Here is a 15316-nt window from a genome sequence, read left to right as displayed (position 1 = left end):
CCGGACGTCTCAGTCCCCGATGCCGTGCCAGAGCAGGCGCGCCACCTCGGCGGCCGTGCCCGACATCGACGGGTACACCGTGGACGCGTTGGCCAGCGCGTCGACCTGCATGCGGTGCGTGACGGCCAGCGTCAGCGGGTAGACCGCCTCCGACGCGCGCGGCCCGACGACGACCGCGCCCAGCACGGTGCCCGACCCCTCCCGCGCGAAGATCTTGAAGAACCCGTCCCGGACGCCCAGCATCTTCGCGCGCGGGTTGCGGGACAGCGGCAGCATCTGGGTCTCGTACTTGATGCCGAGCTCCTGCAGCCGCGACTCGCTGCGGCCCACCGTGGCGATCTCCGGGTTGGTGAAGACGTTGGCGGCCACGGCCCGCAGCGACAGCGGCTGCACGAGGTCCCCGAGCGCGTGCGACATGGCGATGCGACCCTGCGTCGCCGCGACGGAGGCCAGCGGGTAGATGCCCGTGCAGTCCCCGGCGGCGTACACGCCGCGCGCCGTGGTGCGTGAGACGCGGTCGACCTCGATGTGACCCGACGCGCTGACGGCGACGCCCGCCGACTCGAGGCCCAGGTCGTCCGTGTTGGGGACGGCACCGACGGCCATGAGGACGTGCGATCCCTCGATCTCGCGGCCGTCCTCGAGCGTGACGACGACGCCGTCGGCCGTGCGGCGGGCCTTGCTCGCGCGCGACCGGCTCATGACGGTCATGCCGCGCTGGCGGAACACGCGCTCGAGCGTCTCCGCCGCGTCGGCGTCCTCCCCCGGCAGCACGCGGTCGCGCGACGAGACGAGCACGACGTGCGAGCCCAACGAGGTGAAGGCCCCGGCGAACTCCGCGCCCGTGACGCCGGAGCCGACGACGATCAGGCGCTCCGGCAGCCGGTCCAGGTCGTACAACTGCGTCCACGTGAGGATGCGCTCGCCGTCGGGCTGGGCGTCGGGCAGCGCGCGCGGCGTGGCGCCCGTCGCCAGCAGGACGGCGTCGGCCTCCAGCGTCTCGGTCTCGCCGTCGGCCGTCTCGACGACGACCTTGTCGGGCCCGTCCAGCCGGCCGTGGCCCCGCAGCACCCGCACGCCGTCGTTCGTCAGGCGCGTGCGGATGTCCGCGGACTGCGCCGCCGCCAGCGCCTTCACGCGCGTGTTCACCGCGGCGAGGTCGATGACGTGCCGCGCGTCCGTACCCGACCCGGGCAGCCCCTCGACGCGGATCCCCAGCTCGGGGGCCCGGTCGGCGATGGTCAGCCACTCGGCGGTGGCGATGAGGGTCTTCGACGGCATGACGTCGGTGAGCACCGCGGCGCCGCCCACGCCCTGCCGCTCGACGACCGTGACCTCCGCACCCTGACGGCGGGCGACGAGCGCGGCCTCGTAGCCGCCGGGCCCGCCCCCGACGACGACGACGCGGGTGGCCGGGCGGGGCGCGGTGGTGGGGCTCACGGCACCCATTCTGCCCGAACGGGTGACGCGCACCCGCACGGGCGGGCGTCGCGACGAGGGCTAGCCTCAGGCGCCATGACGACGCCCTCGCTCGACGACCCCACGACCGACCCGATGCAGGTGGCGCGCGCCGCCGCCGAGGCCCTCGCGGCGGCCACCGGCGTCGAGCAGCACGACGTCGCTCTCGTCCTCGGCTCCGGCTGGGGCGGGGCCGCCGACCTGCTCGGGGAGACGGTGGCCGAGGTGGCCAGCACGGACCTGCCCGGCTTCACGGCACCGGCCGTCGTCGGCCACGTCGGGACGCTCCGTTCGGTGCGCATCACGACCGACGCCGGCACCAAGCACGCCCTCGTGCTCGGCTCGCGCACGCACCTGTACGAGGGCCGCGGGGTGCGCGCCGTCGTGCACGGGGTCCGGACGGCGGCGGCCGCGGGCTGCTCGACCGTGGTCCTCACCAACGGCTGCGGTGGGCTGGACCCGAGCTGGGGCCCGGGGACGCCGGTGCTCATCAGCGACCACATCAACCTCACGGCGGCCTCGCCGCTGGAGGGCGCCACCTTCGTCGACCTGACGGACCTGTACTCCTCCCGCCTGCGGGCGGTCGCGCGCGAGGTCGACCCCGCGCTGCCCGAGGGCGTGTACGTGCAGTTCCGCGGGCCGCACTACGAGACGCCCGCCGAGGTGCGGATGGCCGGGATCCTCGGCGGCCACCTCGTCGGGATGAGCACGACCCTCGACGCGATCGCCGCCCGGCACGCGGGCATGGAGGTGCTGGGCATCTCCCTCGTGACGAACCTCGCGGCCGGCGTCGGCTCCGAGCCGCTCTCGCACGAGGAGGTCCTCGAGGCGGGCCGGGCCGCCGGCCCGCGGATCAGCGCGCTCCTGGCGGACGTCGTCCGGCGCCTCTGACGTCCCCGGCGGCGGGTCGGCCGCTAGCGTGGCCCCATGAGCGCGGACGTCGACCTGGCCACCCTCGAGCAGCAGGTCCAGGCCTGGATCGACGACGACCCCGACGCGACGACCGCGCAGGAGCTGCGGGACCTGCTCGGGCGGGCCCGCACGCAGCCCGAGGGCTGGGAGCCCGGGCAGGAGACGCACGACCTGCGCGTGCTCAGCGTGCTGTCCGACACCGGTGCCGCGCGCGAGGAGCTCGCCGACCGGTTCGCGGGCACCCTGCAGTTCGGGACGGCCGGGCTGCGCGGGCGCCTCGGCGGCGGGCCCAACCGCATGAACCGGGCCGTGGTGATCCGGGCGGCCTCCGGGCTGGCCGACTTCCTGCTCGGCGAGACCGAGGGAGCGGGCGGCCCGCCCGTCGTCGTCGTGGGGTACGACGCCCGGCACCGGTCGGTGGACTTCGCGCACGACACGGCGGCCGTCCTCACGGCCGTCGGGTGCGACGTGCGCCTGCTGCCGGGGCCGCTGCCGACGCCGGTCCTGGCCTTCGCGGTGCGGCACCTCGGGGCGGACGCCGGCGTCATGGTCACCGCCTCGCACAACCCGCCGCAGGACAACGGCTACAAGGTCTACCTCGGCGGCCGGGTGGTGCACGGCGCGGGCCAGGGCGCCCAGATCGTGCCGCCGTACGACGGCGGGATCGCCGCGGCCATCGCGCGCGTGCCCTCCGTCGCGAGCGTCCCGCGAGCCGCGAGCGGCTGGACCGTCCTCGGCCCGGAGGTGGCCGAGGCGTACGTGGCGAGCGTGCTCGGCTCGGCGCCGCCCGGGCGTCCCGCGGCGGACCTGTCCATCGTGCTCACGCCCATGCACGGCGTCGGCGGCGCGATCGCCCTGCGGGTGCTGCAGGCGGCCGGGTTCGGCCGGGTGCAGCTCGTCCCGCAGCAGGCCGCGCCCGACCCCGACTTCCCGACCGTGGACTTCCCCAACCCCGAGGAGCCGGGCGCGATCGACCTCTCGCTCGTCCTGGCGGCAACGGTCGACGCGGACCTGGTCCTCGCGCTCGACCCCGACGCCGACCGCTGCGCCGTCGCGCTGCGCGACCCGCGGGCCGCCCTCCCGACCGCCCCCGGCACGGCCGCGGCCGACGGGTGGCGGATGCTGCACGGCGACGAGACGGGCTCGCTGCTGGGCGCGGCCGTGGCCGCGCGCGTGGCCGGCGGTGAGGCGGGCGGCACCGCGTGGCCGACCGGCGACGACCCCGGGGACGCCGCCGCCGACGGGCCGGCGCTCGCCTCCTCCATCGTCTCCTCCCGCCTGCTGGGCCGGATCGCCGCGGCGCACGGCCTGCGGCACGTGCAGACGCTGACGGGCTTCAAGTGGATCGCACGCGTACCGGGGCTCGCCTTCGGCTACGAGGAGGCGCTGGGCCTGTGCGTCGACCCCGCGCACGTGCGGGACAAGGACGGCATCTCGGCGGCCCTGGCGGTCGCGCGGCTCGCGGCGGACCTCGCGGCGCAGGGGCGCACCCTCGTGGACGCGCTCGACGACCTCGCCCGCGCCCACGGCCTGCACCTGACGGACCAGGTCTCCGCGCGCTTCACCGACCTCGACGCGATCGGCACGACGATGGACCGCGTCCGCGACCAGCCGCCGACCTTCCTCGGCGGCTCCCCCGTGGTCGAGACCGTCGACCTGGCGGCCGGCACCGACGACGACCGCGGTGGCCTGCCGCCGACGGCCGGCCTGCGCCTCGTCGCCGAGGACGGCACGCGCGTCGTCGTGCGGCCCAGCGGCACCGAGCCGAAGGTGAAGTGCTACCTCGAGGTGGTGCAGGCGGTCGCGCCGGACGCGTCGTACGAGGACGTGAGCGCCGCGCGGGAGCGGGCGCGGGAGCGGCTCGACGCGCTGGCCGACGAGGTGCGCGCCGCGCTCGGGCTCAGCGCCTGACCCCTGCGGGTCCGGGCGTCAGTAGCCCGGGCCCGCCTCGACGCCGGCGAGCACCGCAGCGGTCCCCGACAGCCCCAGCCGGGTGGCGCCGGCCGCGACCATCGCCAGGGCGTCCTCCGCCGTGCGGATGCCGCCCGACGCCTTGACGCCTAGCGCGCCCCCGACCGTCTGCGCCATGAGCCGCACCGCGTGCACGGTCGCGCCGCCCGCCGGGTGGAAGCCCGTGGACGTCTTGACGAAGTCCGCCCCCGCGCTCTGCGCGGCGCGGCAGGCCCCGACGACGGCGTCGTCGTCCAGCGCCGCCGACTCGATGATGACCTTGAGCAGCGCGGGGGCCGGCACGGCGGCGCGCACGGCCGCGATGTCCGCGGTGACGCCGTCCCAGTCGCCGGCACGCGCGGCGCCCACGTCGATGACCATGTCGACCTCGTCGGCGCCGTCGGCGACGGACCGGGCCGCCTCGGCCGCCTTGACCTCGCTGCGGTGCTTGCCCGACGGGAACCCGCAGACCGTGGCGACCTTCAGGCCTGGGGCCCCGGACAGGTCCAGCGGCAGGAACGACGGCGACACGCAGACGGAGAAGACGCCGAGCCGCGCGCCCTCGGCGACGAGCGCCGCCACGTCCTCGGCCGTCGCCTCCGGCTTGAGCAGGGTGTGGTCGACGTAGCGGGCCAGCGCGGCGGGGTCGAGCCGGCTGGCGGCGGGGTCGGAGACGGTCACGGGACGTCCTCTCGGGTCGGGTCGAGCACGGCCGCCCATGCGGGCGCGATCACGGTGTCGACGAGCCGGGTGCGCTCGTCGTCGTGCAGGAAGCTCGCGCGGGCGGCTCGCACGGTGGCGTCGCGCAGGTCCGCCAGGGTCCAGCCCGCCTCGTCGACGAGCAGGGCCATCTCCGCCGTCAGGCTCGTGCCGGACTGGAGGCGGTTGTCGGTGTTGACCGTGACGGCGAAGCCGAGGTCGCGCAGCCGCGTGGCGGGGTGCGTGGCGGCGCTCGTGGCGCCGCCGGTCTGCAGGTTCGACGACGGGCAGGTCTCGAGGACCGTGCCGCGGTCGCGGACCCAGTGCGCCACCTCGCCGAGCCGCCCGTCGGGCGTCACGTCGTCCGCCACGTGGATGCCGTGCCCGAGGCGCAGCGCGCCGACCTGCAGCGCGCCGCGCACGGACGGCACCCCGGCGGCCTCCCCCGCGTGCACGGTCACGGGCAGCAGCGCGGACCGGGCCAGCGCGAACGCCTCGGCGTGGTCCGTGGCCGGGAAGCCGTCCTCCGGCCCGGCCAGGTCCAGCCCGACGACCCCGGTGCCCCCGCCCGTGCCCCCGCCCGCGCCCCCGCCCGTGCCCCCGTCCCTGCCCGACCCCGTGCCCACCCGGTGGGCCACGGCGAGCGCCGCGACCTCCGCGCTGCGACGGGTCTGGCGCATGGCGCACAGCAGCGCGCCGACGCGGATCGCCCGGCCCGCGGCGGCGGCTGCGCGCACGCCCTCGTCGAAGCCGGCGTTCACGGCGGCGACGACCTCGTCGAGCGTCAGGCCGCGCTGCACGTGCAGCTCCGGGGCGTACCGGACCTCCGCCAGGACGACGCCGTCGGCCGCCAGGTCCTCGACCGCCTCGCGCGCGACACGGCGCAGCGCCTCCGGCGTCTGCATCGCCGCCACCGTGTGCGCGAACGTCTCGAGGTACCGCTCGAGGGAGCCCGACGACGCCGCCGCGACGAACCAGGCCGCGAGATCGTCGGGGTCGGTCGTCGGCAGCGCGTGCCCGGCCTCGGCGCACAGGTCGACGACCGTCGCCGGCCGCAGGCCGCCGTCGAGGTGGTCGTGCAGCAGGACCTTGGGCAGCGGCCTCAGCAGCGCGGCCGTCGAGGAGGTCATGGCGCCACCGTACCGACCCGTCACGGGTCGCCGTGACGGGTGGCCGTGACGCCGAGCCTCAGGGCTGGGTGGGCGCGTCCTCGCCGCCGAACGGGGAGGCGTCGAGGCCGGACTCGCCCTCGCCGGTCGCCGCCGGCCCCGCGCCGTCGCCCGACACCTCGTCCTCGTCGCCCGCGTCGTGCGCGGGGCGCGGGGCCGAGCTCTCGTCGGGCGCGAACGGGCCGTTGCCGCCCGGGCTGGACGCCGCCAGCCCCGCGTCCCGGAACGCGTCGTCTCCTGGCACCGTGCTCATGGCGCACCTCCACCTCGTCGGGGCGGCCATCGTCGCCCCGACCGGGCCCGGGCGCGACCGGGCGCGCCCCGGCCACCCCCGTGGGTCCTCGGGACGACCGGGCGTCAGGCGGAGATGCGGTCGAGCACGAGCGGCGTCAGGGGCCCGTCGGTCCCCGGCGGCGCCACCTCGACGGCGTCGGCCAGGGCCTCGTGGGCACGGGCGAACCGCTCGGGGGTGTCCGTGTGCAGGGTCAGCAGGGGCTGCCCGGCGCGCACGACGTCCCCCGGTCGGGCGTGCCACCGCACCCCCGCGCCGGCCTGCACGGCGTCCTCCTTGCGCGCGCGCCCCGCGCCGAGACGCCAGGCGGCGACGCCGACGGCGAGCGCGTCGAGCCGCGCGAGCACCCCGTCCGCCGGTGCGACGACCGTCTCGGTCTCCCGCGCCGTCGGCAGCGGCGCGTCCGGGTCGCCCCCCTGCGCGCGGATCATCGCGCGCCACACGTCCATCGCCCGGCCGTCCGCCAGGGCCAGCGCGGGGTCGACGTCACCGCACCCTGCCGCCGCGAGCATCTCCCGCGCCAGCGCCACGGTGAGCTCCACGACGTCGGCCGGCCCGCCGCCGGCGAGCACCTCCACCGACTCCTGCACCTCGAGCGCGTTGCCCGCGGTCAGGCCGAGCGGGGTCGACATGTCCGTGAGCAGCGCGACGGTCGTGACGCCCGCGTCCGTGCCGAGCGCGACCATGACCTCGGCGAGCTCCCGGGCGCGCGCCTCGTCCTTCATGAACGCCCCGGAGCCGACCTTGACGTCGAGGACGAGCGAGCCCGTCCCCTCGGCGATCTTCTTGCTCATGATGGAGCTCGCGATGAGGGGCACGGCCTCGACGGTGCCGGTCACGTCGCGCAGGGCGTAGAGCTTGCGGTCGGCCGGCGCCAGGCCGGATCCGGCCTGGCAGATGACGGCGCCGACCTCCTCGAGCTGCGCCATCATCTCGTCGTTCGACAGCGCCGCGCGCCAGCCAGGGATCGACTCGAGCTTGTCGAGCGTCCCGCCCGTGTGGCCGAGGCCGCGGCCGGACAGCTGCGGCACGGCGACGCCGAACACGGCGACGAGCGGGGCCAACGGCAGCGTGATCTTGTCGCCGACGCCGCCCGTCGAGTGCTTGTCGGCGGTGGGCCGGGACAGGCCGGAGAAGTCCATCCGCTCGCCCGTGGCGATCATCGCGGCCGTCCAGCGGGCGACCTCGGCGCGCTCCATCCCGTTGAGCAGGATCGCCATGGCGAGGGCGGACATCTGCTCCTCGGCGACGACCCCGCGCGTGTAGGCGTCGACGACCCAGTCCACCTGAGCGTCGGTCAGGACGCCGCGGTCGCGCTTGGTGCGGATGACGTCGACGGCGTCGAACGGCTCGGGGCGGGACCCGCCCGTCGCGGCGCTCACGCCCGGTCCGTCAGGTCGTCGGGACCGAAGGCGTCCGGCAGCACCTCGGTCATGGGGCGGATGCCGCTGACCGTGTCGACGAGCAGCCGCGCGCCGCCGGCCTCCCACAGGAGCTGGCGGCACCGCCCGCAGGGCATGAGCGCGGCGCCGTGCTTGTCGACGCACGCGAACGCGACGAGCCGGCCGCCGCCCGTGCCGTGCAGCGCCCCGACGAGCGCGCACTCGGCGCACAGGCCGACGCCGTAGGAGGCGTTCTCCACGTTGCAGCCCGTCACGACGCGGCCGTCGTCGACGAGCGCGGCGCAGCCGACGGGGAACCCCGAGTAGGGCGCGTAGGCGTGCGTCATGGCCTCGCGCGCCGCGGCGCGCAGGGCGTCCCAGTCGACGTCGGGGACGGACCCGGGACCGGTCGGTGTGGGTGCTGCGGTGGGGGCGCTCACGCGCTCACTCCTTCACGTACGGCTGGCCCGCCGCCGCCGGGCCGCGGGAGCGGCCGACGAGGCCCGCGACCGCGAGCACGGTGACGACGTAGGGCAGCATGAGCATGAACTGGCTGGGGACGGGCGCGCCGACGATGCTCAGCGCCCCCTCGAGGTTGGACGCGGCGCCGAACAGCAGCGCCGCGAGGGCTGCCCGGACCGGGTCCCACTTGCCGAAGATGACCGCCGCGAGGGCGATGAAGCCCGCGCCCGCCGTCATCTCCTTGCCGAACGACGACACGGACACCACCGTGTAGAACGCGCCGCCGAGGCCCACGACCCCGCCGGCGACGAGCACCGCGCGGTAGCGCGTGCGCTGCACCTTGATGCCGACGGTGTCCGCCGCCTTGGGGTGCTCGCCGACGGCCCGCAGGCGCAGGCCCCACCGCGTCCGGTACAGCGCGAACCACACCGCCGGCACCGCGAGGTACATGAGGTAGACGACGACGGACTGCCGGAACAGCGCCGGGCCGACCACGGGGATCTCCGACAGCAGCGGGATCGCGACGGGCGTGAAGCGGCTCGTCGAGTTCAGCCGGTCCGCCGAGGGCACGAGCACCTGCGAGTACAGGAAGCTCGTCAGGCCGATGACCAGCACGTTGAGGACCACGCCGACGATGACCTGGTCGACCTTGTACGTGATGGTGAACAGGCCGAGCACGAGGGCGACGAGGGCCCCGGCCAGCACGGCGGCGACGAGGCCGGCCCACGGGCTGTCGGTCAGCGACCCGACGACCGCGGCGCTGAACGCGCCGGCCAGGAGCTGCCCCTCGATGGCGATGTTGACCACGCCCGCCCGCTCGCCGATGACGCCGCCGAGTGCGCCGAAGACGATCGGCACGGCCAGGAGCACCGAGCCCCCGACGAGGCGGACCACCGGGAAGTCCCGATCGCTGCCCGCGCCGGCCCACGCGAGGAACCCGACGATCAGGAGCAGCGCCAGCACCGCCGACAGCACGAGCGGCACCCGGCGCCCGCGGCGCACGGACAGCTCCATGGCCGCCGTCACGAGGGCGGCGAGCACGACGCACACCCACGCGGTGGCCTGCCCGGGCACGGCCACGTCGGGGATGCGGAAGAGGTCGGTCTCCGAGGAGAACCGGAAGCTCGTGCTGCCGCTGTGCGGCGCCAGCGCGACGAGGAGGGCCAGCAGCGCGGTGATCACGGCCGAGGCGACGACGGCCTTGCGGCTGACGACGGTGACGTCCCGGGCGCCGGCGACCGCCGCCGGCTGCGGGGACGGCGCGAGCGCGGTCATGCCGCCGCCTTCCGGGTCCGGGCGCCGCGGCGGGGGCGCGCCTGGGGCTGCGGCAGCCGCAGCACGGCGCGCACCAGGGGCGGCGCGGCGATGAACAGGACGATGAGGGACTGCACGACGAGCACGATCTCGATGGGGATGTTCTCCGACGCCTGCATCGTCGAGCCGCCGGCCTTGAAGGCGCCGAACAGGACGGCGGCGGCCAGGACGCCCCAGGGCGTGGACCGGCCGAGCAGCGCCACCGTGATGGCGTCGAAGCCGATGCCCGCGTCGATGTCGTAGGAGAACCCGGTGGTGACCGTGCCGAGCACCTGCGTCGCGCCGGCGATCCCGACCAGGGCGCCGGCGACGAGCATCGCCACGACCGTGGTCCGTCGCACGTCGATCCCCGCCACCCGGGCCGCGGCGGGGTTCTCCCCCACGGCCCGGAAGCCGAAGCCGAGCGTCGAGCGGTTGAGCAGCCACCACACGACGACGACCGCGGCGACGGCGACGAGGAACCCGGCGTGCAGGGTGAACCGCTCCCCCAGCAGCCGCGGCAGGATCGCGGTGTCCTGCATGGCCGGCGTCTTGGGGTTCGCGGACCCGGGCGCCTGCAGCAGCCCCGGCGTCGCCAGCAGGTAGGAGATCCCGTAGAACGCGATGTAGTTGAGCATGATCGTGACGATCACCTCGTGGGCGCCGGTGTAGGCCTTGAGGACGCCGGCGATGCCCGCCCAGACCGCCCCGGCCAGCACCCCGGCGACCATCGCGAGCACGACGTGCACCACCACCGGCAGGTCGGCGGCGAAGCCCACCCAGCCGGCGCCCGCGGCCGCCGCGAGGATCTGCCCCTGGCCACCGATGTTGAACAGCCCGGCCCGGAAGGCCACGGCCACGCCCAGCCCCGCCGCGATGAGCGGCGTCGCGAAGTTCAGCGAGGACGTCAGGGGCCGGATCGCCGTGGCGAGGTCGTCGGCCCGGTAGTTGTAGACGGCGCCGCGGAACAGCGCCGCGTAGGCGCTGCCGACCGCCGACCCGACGGCCTGCAGCGTGTCGAGCGGCCGCGCGAAGAAGTACGACGAGGCGCTCTGCACGCCCTCGTCGGTGAAGGCGATCATGATCGAGCCGGCGAGCACGGCCAGCAGCACGGCGCCGACGGAGACGGCCCAGCCGCCCGCGAACACCCGGTGCAGGGCGGCACGCCAGCGCGCGGCGTCGTCGTCGGCGGGGGCCGGCGCCGCGGGATCGGCCTCGCTCCCCGGGCCGACGTGCGTCGCCGGGTTGTGCGGCACGGCCTCCGGCGAGGTGCCGGCCGCCGTCGAGGCGCCGTGCCCGTAGGGGTCGGTGGTGCTCATGCCGCGTCCGCCTCCGTCTGCGGGATGCCGGCCATCATGAGGCCGAGGACGTCCCGCGACGTCGACGCCGGGACGATCCCGACGACGCGGCCGCGGTACATGACGAGGATCCGGTCCCCGAGCGCGACGGCCTCGTCGAGCTCGGTGGAGACGACGACCACGGGCACGCCCGCGTCCCGCGTCTCGACGATCCGTCGGTGGATGAACTCGATGGAGCCGACGTCCACGCCGCGCGTCGGCTGCGAGGCCACGAGCAGGCGCAGGTCGCGCGACAGCTCGCGCGCGAGGACGACCTTCTGCTGGTTGCCGCCGGACAGCCGACCGACGGGGGTGTCGATGCCCTGCGTGCGGATGTCGAACTCCTCGACCTTCTCCCGGGCGAACCGGTCCCGCAGGCCGAGCTGCAGCACCCCGCCGCGGGCGAAGGGCGCGCCGTCGGTCCGGTCGAGCACGAGGTTCTCCGCGACCGAGAAGGCGCCCACGAGACCGTCGTGCGTCCGGTCCTCGGGGACGATGCCGACGCCCGCGTCGAGCACCTGGCGCACGGACCGGCCGAGCAGCTCCGTGCCGTCCAGCCGGACGCTGCCGCCCGACGTGGTGCGCAGCCCGACGAGGGCCTCCGCCAGCTCGGTCTGCCCGTTGCCCTGCACGCCGGCGACGACGAGCACCTCGCCGCCGTGCACCGTGAAGGACACGTCGTCGACGACGACCGCGCCCGTCGGGTCGGTGACCTCCAGGCCCTGCACCTCGAGGGCGTTGGGCGTGGGCTGCGGCGGGCCCTTCGGCACGGTCAGCTCGACCGCGCGGCCGACCATGAGGGCCGCCAGCTCCGCGTCGGTGGACGTCGGGCTCGCCTCCCCCACGACCCTGCCGCGGCGCACGACCGTGATGCGGTCGGCCACCTCGCGCACCTCGCGCAGCTTGTGGGTGATGAAGACGATCGCCGCGCCGCCCTCCTTGAGGCGACGCATGACCGCCATCAGCTCGTCCGTCTCCTGCGGCGTGAGCACGGCGGTGGGCTCGTCGAACACGAGGACGCGGGCGTCGCGGGACAGCGCCTTGATGATCTCCACGCGCTGCTGCACGCCGACGGGCAGGTCCCCGACGAGGGCGTCGGGGTCGACGTGGAAGCCGAAGCGGTCCGCGATCTCGCGCACGCGGGTGCGGGCGGCGTCGAGGTCGAGGCGGCCGCCGACGCGGGTCTGCTCGTGGCCGAGCATGACGTTCTCCGCCACGGTGAAGACGGGGATGAGCATGAAGTGCTGGTGGACCATGCCGATGCCGGCCGCCATGGCGTCGCCGGGGCCGGTGAACCGCTGCACGGCGCCGTCGAGCAGGATCTCGCCCTCGTCGGCCGTGTAGAGGCCGTACAGGACGTTCATGAGCGTGGACTTGCCGGCGCCGTTCTCCCCGAGCAGGCAGTGGATCTCGCCGGGCTCGACGCGCAGGTCGATGTGGTCGTTGGCCACCAGTGCGCCGAAACGCTTGGTGATGCCGCGCAGCTCGAGCTTCATGCGGGTCCCTCGACGACGGGGGTGCCGGCGCGGGGCCGGTCCGGGCGGGTGGTGCTGGGTGGTGCGGGTCGTGCGGCCCGGTGCGGGCAGCAGGACGCTCCCCGGGGACGGCCGCAGCCGTCCCCGAGGAGCGTTCGCGTCACTCGGACAGGTACGAGGTGACCGTCACGTCGCCGGCGATGATCGACTCGCGCAGCGCGTCGACCTCCTCGACGAGGGCCGGGTCGACGTCGTCCTCGAAGTCGTGCAGCGGCGCGATGCCGACGCCCTCGTTCTCGAGCGTGCCGACGTAGGCCTCGGCGTCGAACTCGTCGTTGCCGGCGGCGAGCATCGCCTCGTACGTCGACAGCTTCATGTTCTTGAGGATCGACGTGAGGATGATGTCCTGGACCGACGGGTCGGTCTCGTACACGTCGGCGTCCGCGCCGATGAGGGCGATGCCGCCGCCGGCGTCCGCGATGGCGTCGCGCGCCGACTGGTAGATCGGGCCGCCGACGGGCAGGAGGACGTCCGCGCCCTGGTCGATGAGGCCGGCCGCGATGTTCTTGGCGTCGTCGTTGGCGACGAAGCCGCCGGTGAACGAGCCCTGGTCGCCGCCGGAGTAGCCGACGACCTGCACGTCGGCGCCCTTCTGCTCGTTGTAGTACTCGACGCCCTGCTTGAAGCCGTCCATGAAGATCGTCACGGTCGGGTAGGGCTGGCCGCCGAAGGTGCCGACGACGCCAGAGGTCGAGTAGCCCGCCGAGAGGTAGCCGGCGAGGAACGCGGCCTGCGCCGTGTCGTACAGGAGCGGCTTGATGTTGTCCGCGTCCTTCGTGCCGTCGAAGTCGTTGTCCGCCGCGTCGTCGACCAGGATGTAGTCGATGTCGGGGTTGGCGGTGGCCGACTCGACCGTGGCCGCCGACAGCGCGAAGCCGACGGAGACGATGGCGTTGCAGCCCTCGCCCACGAGGGACTCGAGGTTGGGCTGGAAGTCGGTCTCGGAGTCGGACTGCACCTCGGAGAAGGCGGCCCCGAGCTCGTCGGTCGCCTCCTTCGCGCCCTCGTAGCTGAGCTGGTTGAAGCTCTTGTCGTCGAACCCGCCGGCGTCGGACACGATGCACCCGCGGAAGTCGGACTCCGGTGCCGCGGCCGAGCCCGTGGCGCCGGCCTCCTCCTCGGGGGCGGCCCCGCAGGCCGCCAGCGCGAGGGCGCTCGCGGCGACGAGCACCGCGCTGCGTGTCATGGTCTTCACGTCGTCACTCCTGTTTCCGTCCTCGGACAGTCGTCCCCGTCGACGACCCGCAGCCGGGTCGCGATCGGTGTGCTCGCGGTGCTGTGCTCGCACGGCGCGCCCGGCTGCACGAGCGTAGTCGTGCGGGCAGGCCGCTCCTACCCCGGCGCGGGGTCCTGCCGCCCCGGCGGGACCGCCCGTGGGGCGTCCCGCCCGGGTCTCCCCGCCCGCGCCGATCGACGCCGACCTTAGTGAGCCCGCTGTCACCGGGAGGTTACGGCGACGTCACGGGCCGGTTCTGTTACCGACTTGGAACATCGGCGCCGCCGGGGGCCGCACGTCCGGGTGACGCCACGACGACGCCCCCGGTGACGCCGGCCGCCGACGGCGGTCAGGACCGCCCGGCGAGCAGCGCGGCGCGCGCCAGGAGCAGGGCGCCCGCCTCGACGGCCCGCTCGTCGACGCGCAGGTCGCCCTGGTGGATGTCGTAGGTGCGCCCGCCCGGGGTCCGCGTGCCGAGCCGCGCCATGGCGCCGGGCACCTTCGTGAGGTACCACGCGAAGTCCTCGCCGCCCAGCGACTGCTCCGTCAGCTCGACCGCGGCCGGGCCCAGCACGTCGCGCGCCGCCGCCTCGAGGACGCCGGTCGAGCGGGCGTGGTTCTCCACGGGCGGCACGCCGCGCTGGTGGTGGATCTCCACGCCCACGTCGTAGGGCAGCACCACCTGCTCCACCGCCGCGTGGAACACCTCCGACGCCTTCTCCCACGCGCGCACGTCCAGGCACCGCAGGGTGCCGCGCAGGGCGCCGCGGCCCGGGATCGCGTTCGGCGCCTGCCCGGCCTGCACCGCACCCCACGTGAGGTTGACCCCCGAGCGGGGGTCGAGGCGCCGCCCGAGGATCGCGGGGACCTGCGTGATGACCTGGCCCAGCGCGTAGACGACGTCCCCGGTCAGGTGGGGGCGCGACGTGTGCCCGCCGGCCCCGGTCAGGGTGACCGTCACCTCGTCGCTGGCGGACGTGATGGGGCCGATGCGGGTGCCGACGTGCCCCACGTCCAGCTTGGGGTCGCAGTGCACGGCGAAGATCTGCCCGACGCCGTCGAGGCCCCCGGCGGCGATGACGTCCAGCGACCCGCCCGGCTGCACCTCCTCCGCGGGCTGGAACACCAGCCGCACGCCGGGCACGGCGACCCCCTCCGCGGCGAGCCGGGCGAGCGCGAGCCCCGCGCCCAGCACCGCCGCGGTGTGCACGTCGTGGCCGCACGCGTGCGCGACCCCGCGGACCGTCGAGGCCCACGGCAGGCCGCACGCGTCCTGCACCGGCAGCGCGTCGAGGTCCGCGCGCAGCGCGACCCGCCGGGTGCCGGGCCGGGCGTCCCCGAGGTCGCACACCAGGCCCGAGCCGGGCAGCGCGCGCGGGAGGAGACCCGCGGCGCGCAGCCGCGCGAGGAGGACGGCGGTCGTCCGCTCCTCCAGGCGTGCGAGCTCGGGGTGGGCGTGCAGGTCCCGCCGGAGGGCGACGAGCTCGTCGCGCAGGCCCCCCACCGCCGCGACGAGCGAGCGCACCTCCGGGTCCGCGGACGGCACGTCCGGGGCGACGACGGGGGCGACGGGCGTCCCGGCGCCGGCGGTGGTGGTCACGGGTCGAGCCT

The 15316-nt window shown here is 75.7% G+C and carries 13 protein-coding genes; 2 read left to right on the top strand and 11 right to left on the bottom strand.

Annotated features, from left to right (window positions below):
• Positions 1 to 9 precede the first annotated feature (9 nt).
• Positions 10 to 1449, bottom strand: coding sequence for an NAD(P)H-quinone dehydrogenase (locus BM048_RS12740; protein WP_090033588.1), 1440 nt, complete (start codon positions 1447 to 1449; stop codon positions 10 to 12).
• Positions 1450 to 1515: 66 nt separating this feature from the next.
• Here BM048_RS12740 and BM048_RS12735 point away from each other — a divergent pair, with 66 nt between their 5' ends.
• Both BM048_RS12735 and BM048_RS12730 read left to right on the top strand, forming a co-directional pair.
• Positions 1516 to 2349, top strand: a complete 834-nt coding sequence (locus tag BM048_RS12735) for a purine-nucleoside phosphorylase (protein ID WP_090033585.1) — start codon at positions 1516 to 1518, stop codon at positions 2347 to 2349.
• A gap of 36 nt (positions 2350 to 2385) precedes the next feature.
• Positions 2386 to 4281 carry a phospho-sugar mutase gene (locus BM048_RS12730; protein ID WP_090033583.1) on the top strand — a complete coding sequence of 632 codons (1896 nt, stop codon included), beginning with the start codon at positions 2386 to 2388 and terminating at the stop codon, positions 4279 to 4281.
• 18 nt (positions 4282 to 4299) lie between these two features.
• Here the strand turns inward: BM048_RS12730 and deoC are convergent, their stop codons facing one another.
• The 10 genes from deoC to BM048_RS12680 form a co-directional block, all read right to left on the bottom strand.
• A complete protein-coding gene (gene deoC / locus BM048_RS12725) occupies positions 4300 to 5001 on the bottom strand; it encodes a deoxyribose-phosphate aldolase (protein WP_239078751.1) in 702 nt (233 codons plus the stop codon).
• Entirely contained in the window at positions 4998 to 6149 is a 1152-nt protein-coding gene (locus BM048_RS12720) for an adenosine deaminase (RefSeq protein ID WP_090033580.1), read from the bottom strand. Before BM048_RS12720 ends, deoC begins: the two co-directional genes overlap by 4 nt.
• Before the next feature lie 58 nt (positions 6150 to 6207).
• Positions 6208 to 6441 carry a hypothetical protein gene (locus tag BM048_RS12715; protein ID WP_090033579.1) on the bottom strand — a complete coding sequence of 78 codons (234 nt, stop codon included), beginning with the start codon at positions 6439 to 6441 and terminating at the stop codon, positions 6208 to 6210.
• Between the two features lie 104 nt (positions 6442 to 6545).
• The gene (locus tag BM048_RS12710) at positions 6546 to 7862 is read right to left on the bottom strand and encodes a thymidine phosphorylase (RefSeq protein ID WP_090033578.1); all 1317 of its coding nucleotides are present in this window, start codon (positions 7860 to 7862) and stop codon (positions 6546 to 6548) included.
• Positions 7859 to 8302: a cytidine deaminase gene (locus BM048_RS12705; protein ID WP_175499538.1), complete on the bottom strand. Its 444-nt coding sequence runs from the start codon at positions 8300 to 8302 to the stop codon at positions 7859 to 7861. Before BM048_RS12705 ends, BM048_RS12710 begins: the two co-directional genes overlap by 4 nt.
• Positions 8303 to 8306: 4 nt before the next feature.
• Positions 8307 to 9599 carry an ABC transporter permease gene (locus tag BM048_RS12700; RefSeq protein WP_090033576.1) on the bottom strand — a complete coding sequence of 431 codons (1293 nt, stop codon included), beginning with the start codon at positions 9597 to 9599 and terminating at the stop codon, positions 8307 to 8309.
• The gene (locus BM048_RS12695) at positions 9596 to 10936 is read right to left on the bottom strand and encodes an ABC transporter permease (protein ID WP_090033575.1); all 1341 of its coding nucleotides are present in this window, start codon (positions 10934 to 10936) and stop codon (positions 9596 to 9598) included. The genes BM048_RS12700 and BM048_RS12695 overlap by 4 nt, the downstream gene beginning before the upstream one ends.
• On the bottom strand, positions 10933 to 12450 hold the full coding sequence (locus tag BM048_RS12690; protein WP_090033573.1) for an ABC transporter ATP-binding protein: 1518 nt from the start codon (positions 12448 to 12450) through the stop codon (positions 10933 to 10935). The genes BM048_RS12695 and BM048_RS12690 overlap by 4 nt, the downstream gene beginning before the upstream one ends.
• Before the next feature lie 139 nt (positions 12451 to 12589).
• Positions 12590 to 13675 (bottom strand): BMP family lipoprotein, encoded by a 1086-nt coding sequence (locus tag BM048_RS12685; protein WP_373308413.1) that lies wholly within the window; start codon positions 13673 to 13675, stop codon positions 12590 to 12592.
• A 379-nt stretch (positions 13676 to 14054) separates the two neighbouring features.
• On the bottom strand, positions 14055 to 15251 hold the full coding sequence (locus tag BM048_RS12680; RefSeq protein ID WP_090033666.1) for an amidohydrolase: 1197 nt from the start codon (positions 15249 to 15251) through the stop codon (positions 14055 to 14057).
• Positions 15252 to 15316: the final 65 nt, after the last annotated feature.

Origin of the sequence: Cellulomonas marina (assembly GCF_900111925.1) — a bacterium.
GTDB classification, from domain to species: domain Bacteria; phylum Actinomycetota; class Actinomycetes; order Actinomycetales; family Cellulomonadaceae; genus Cellulomonas; species Cellulomonas marina.
This window is presented reverse-complemented; position numbering and strand designations above follow the sequence as displayed.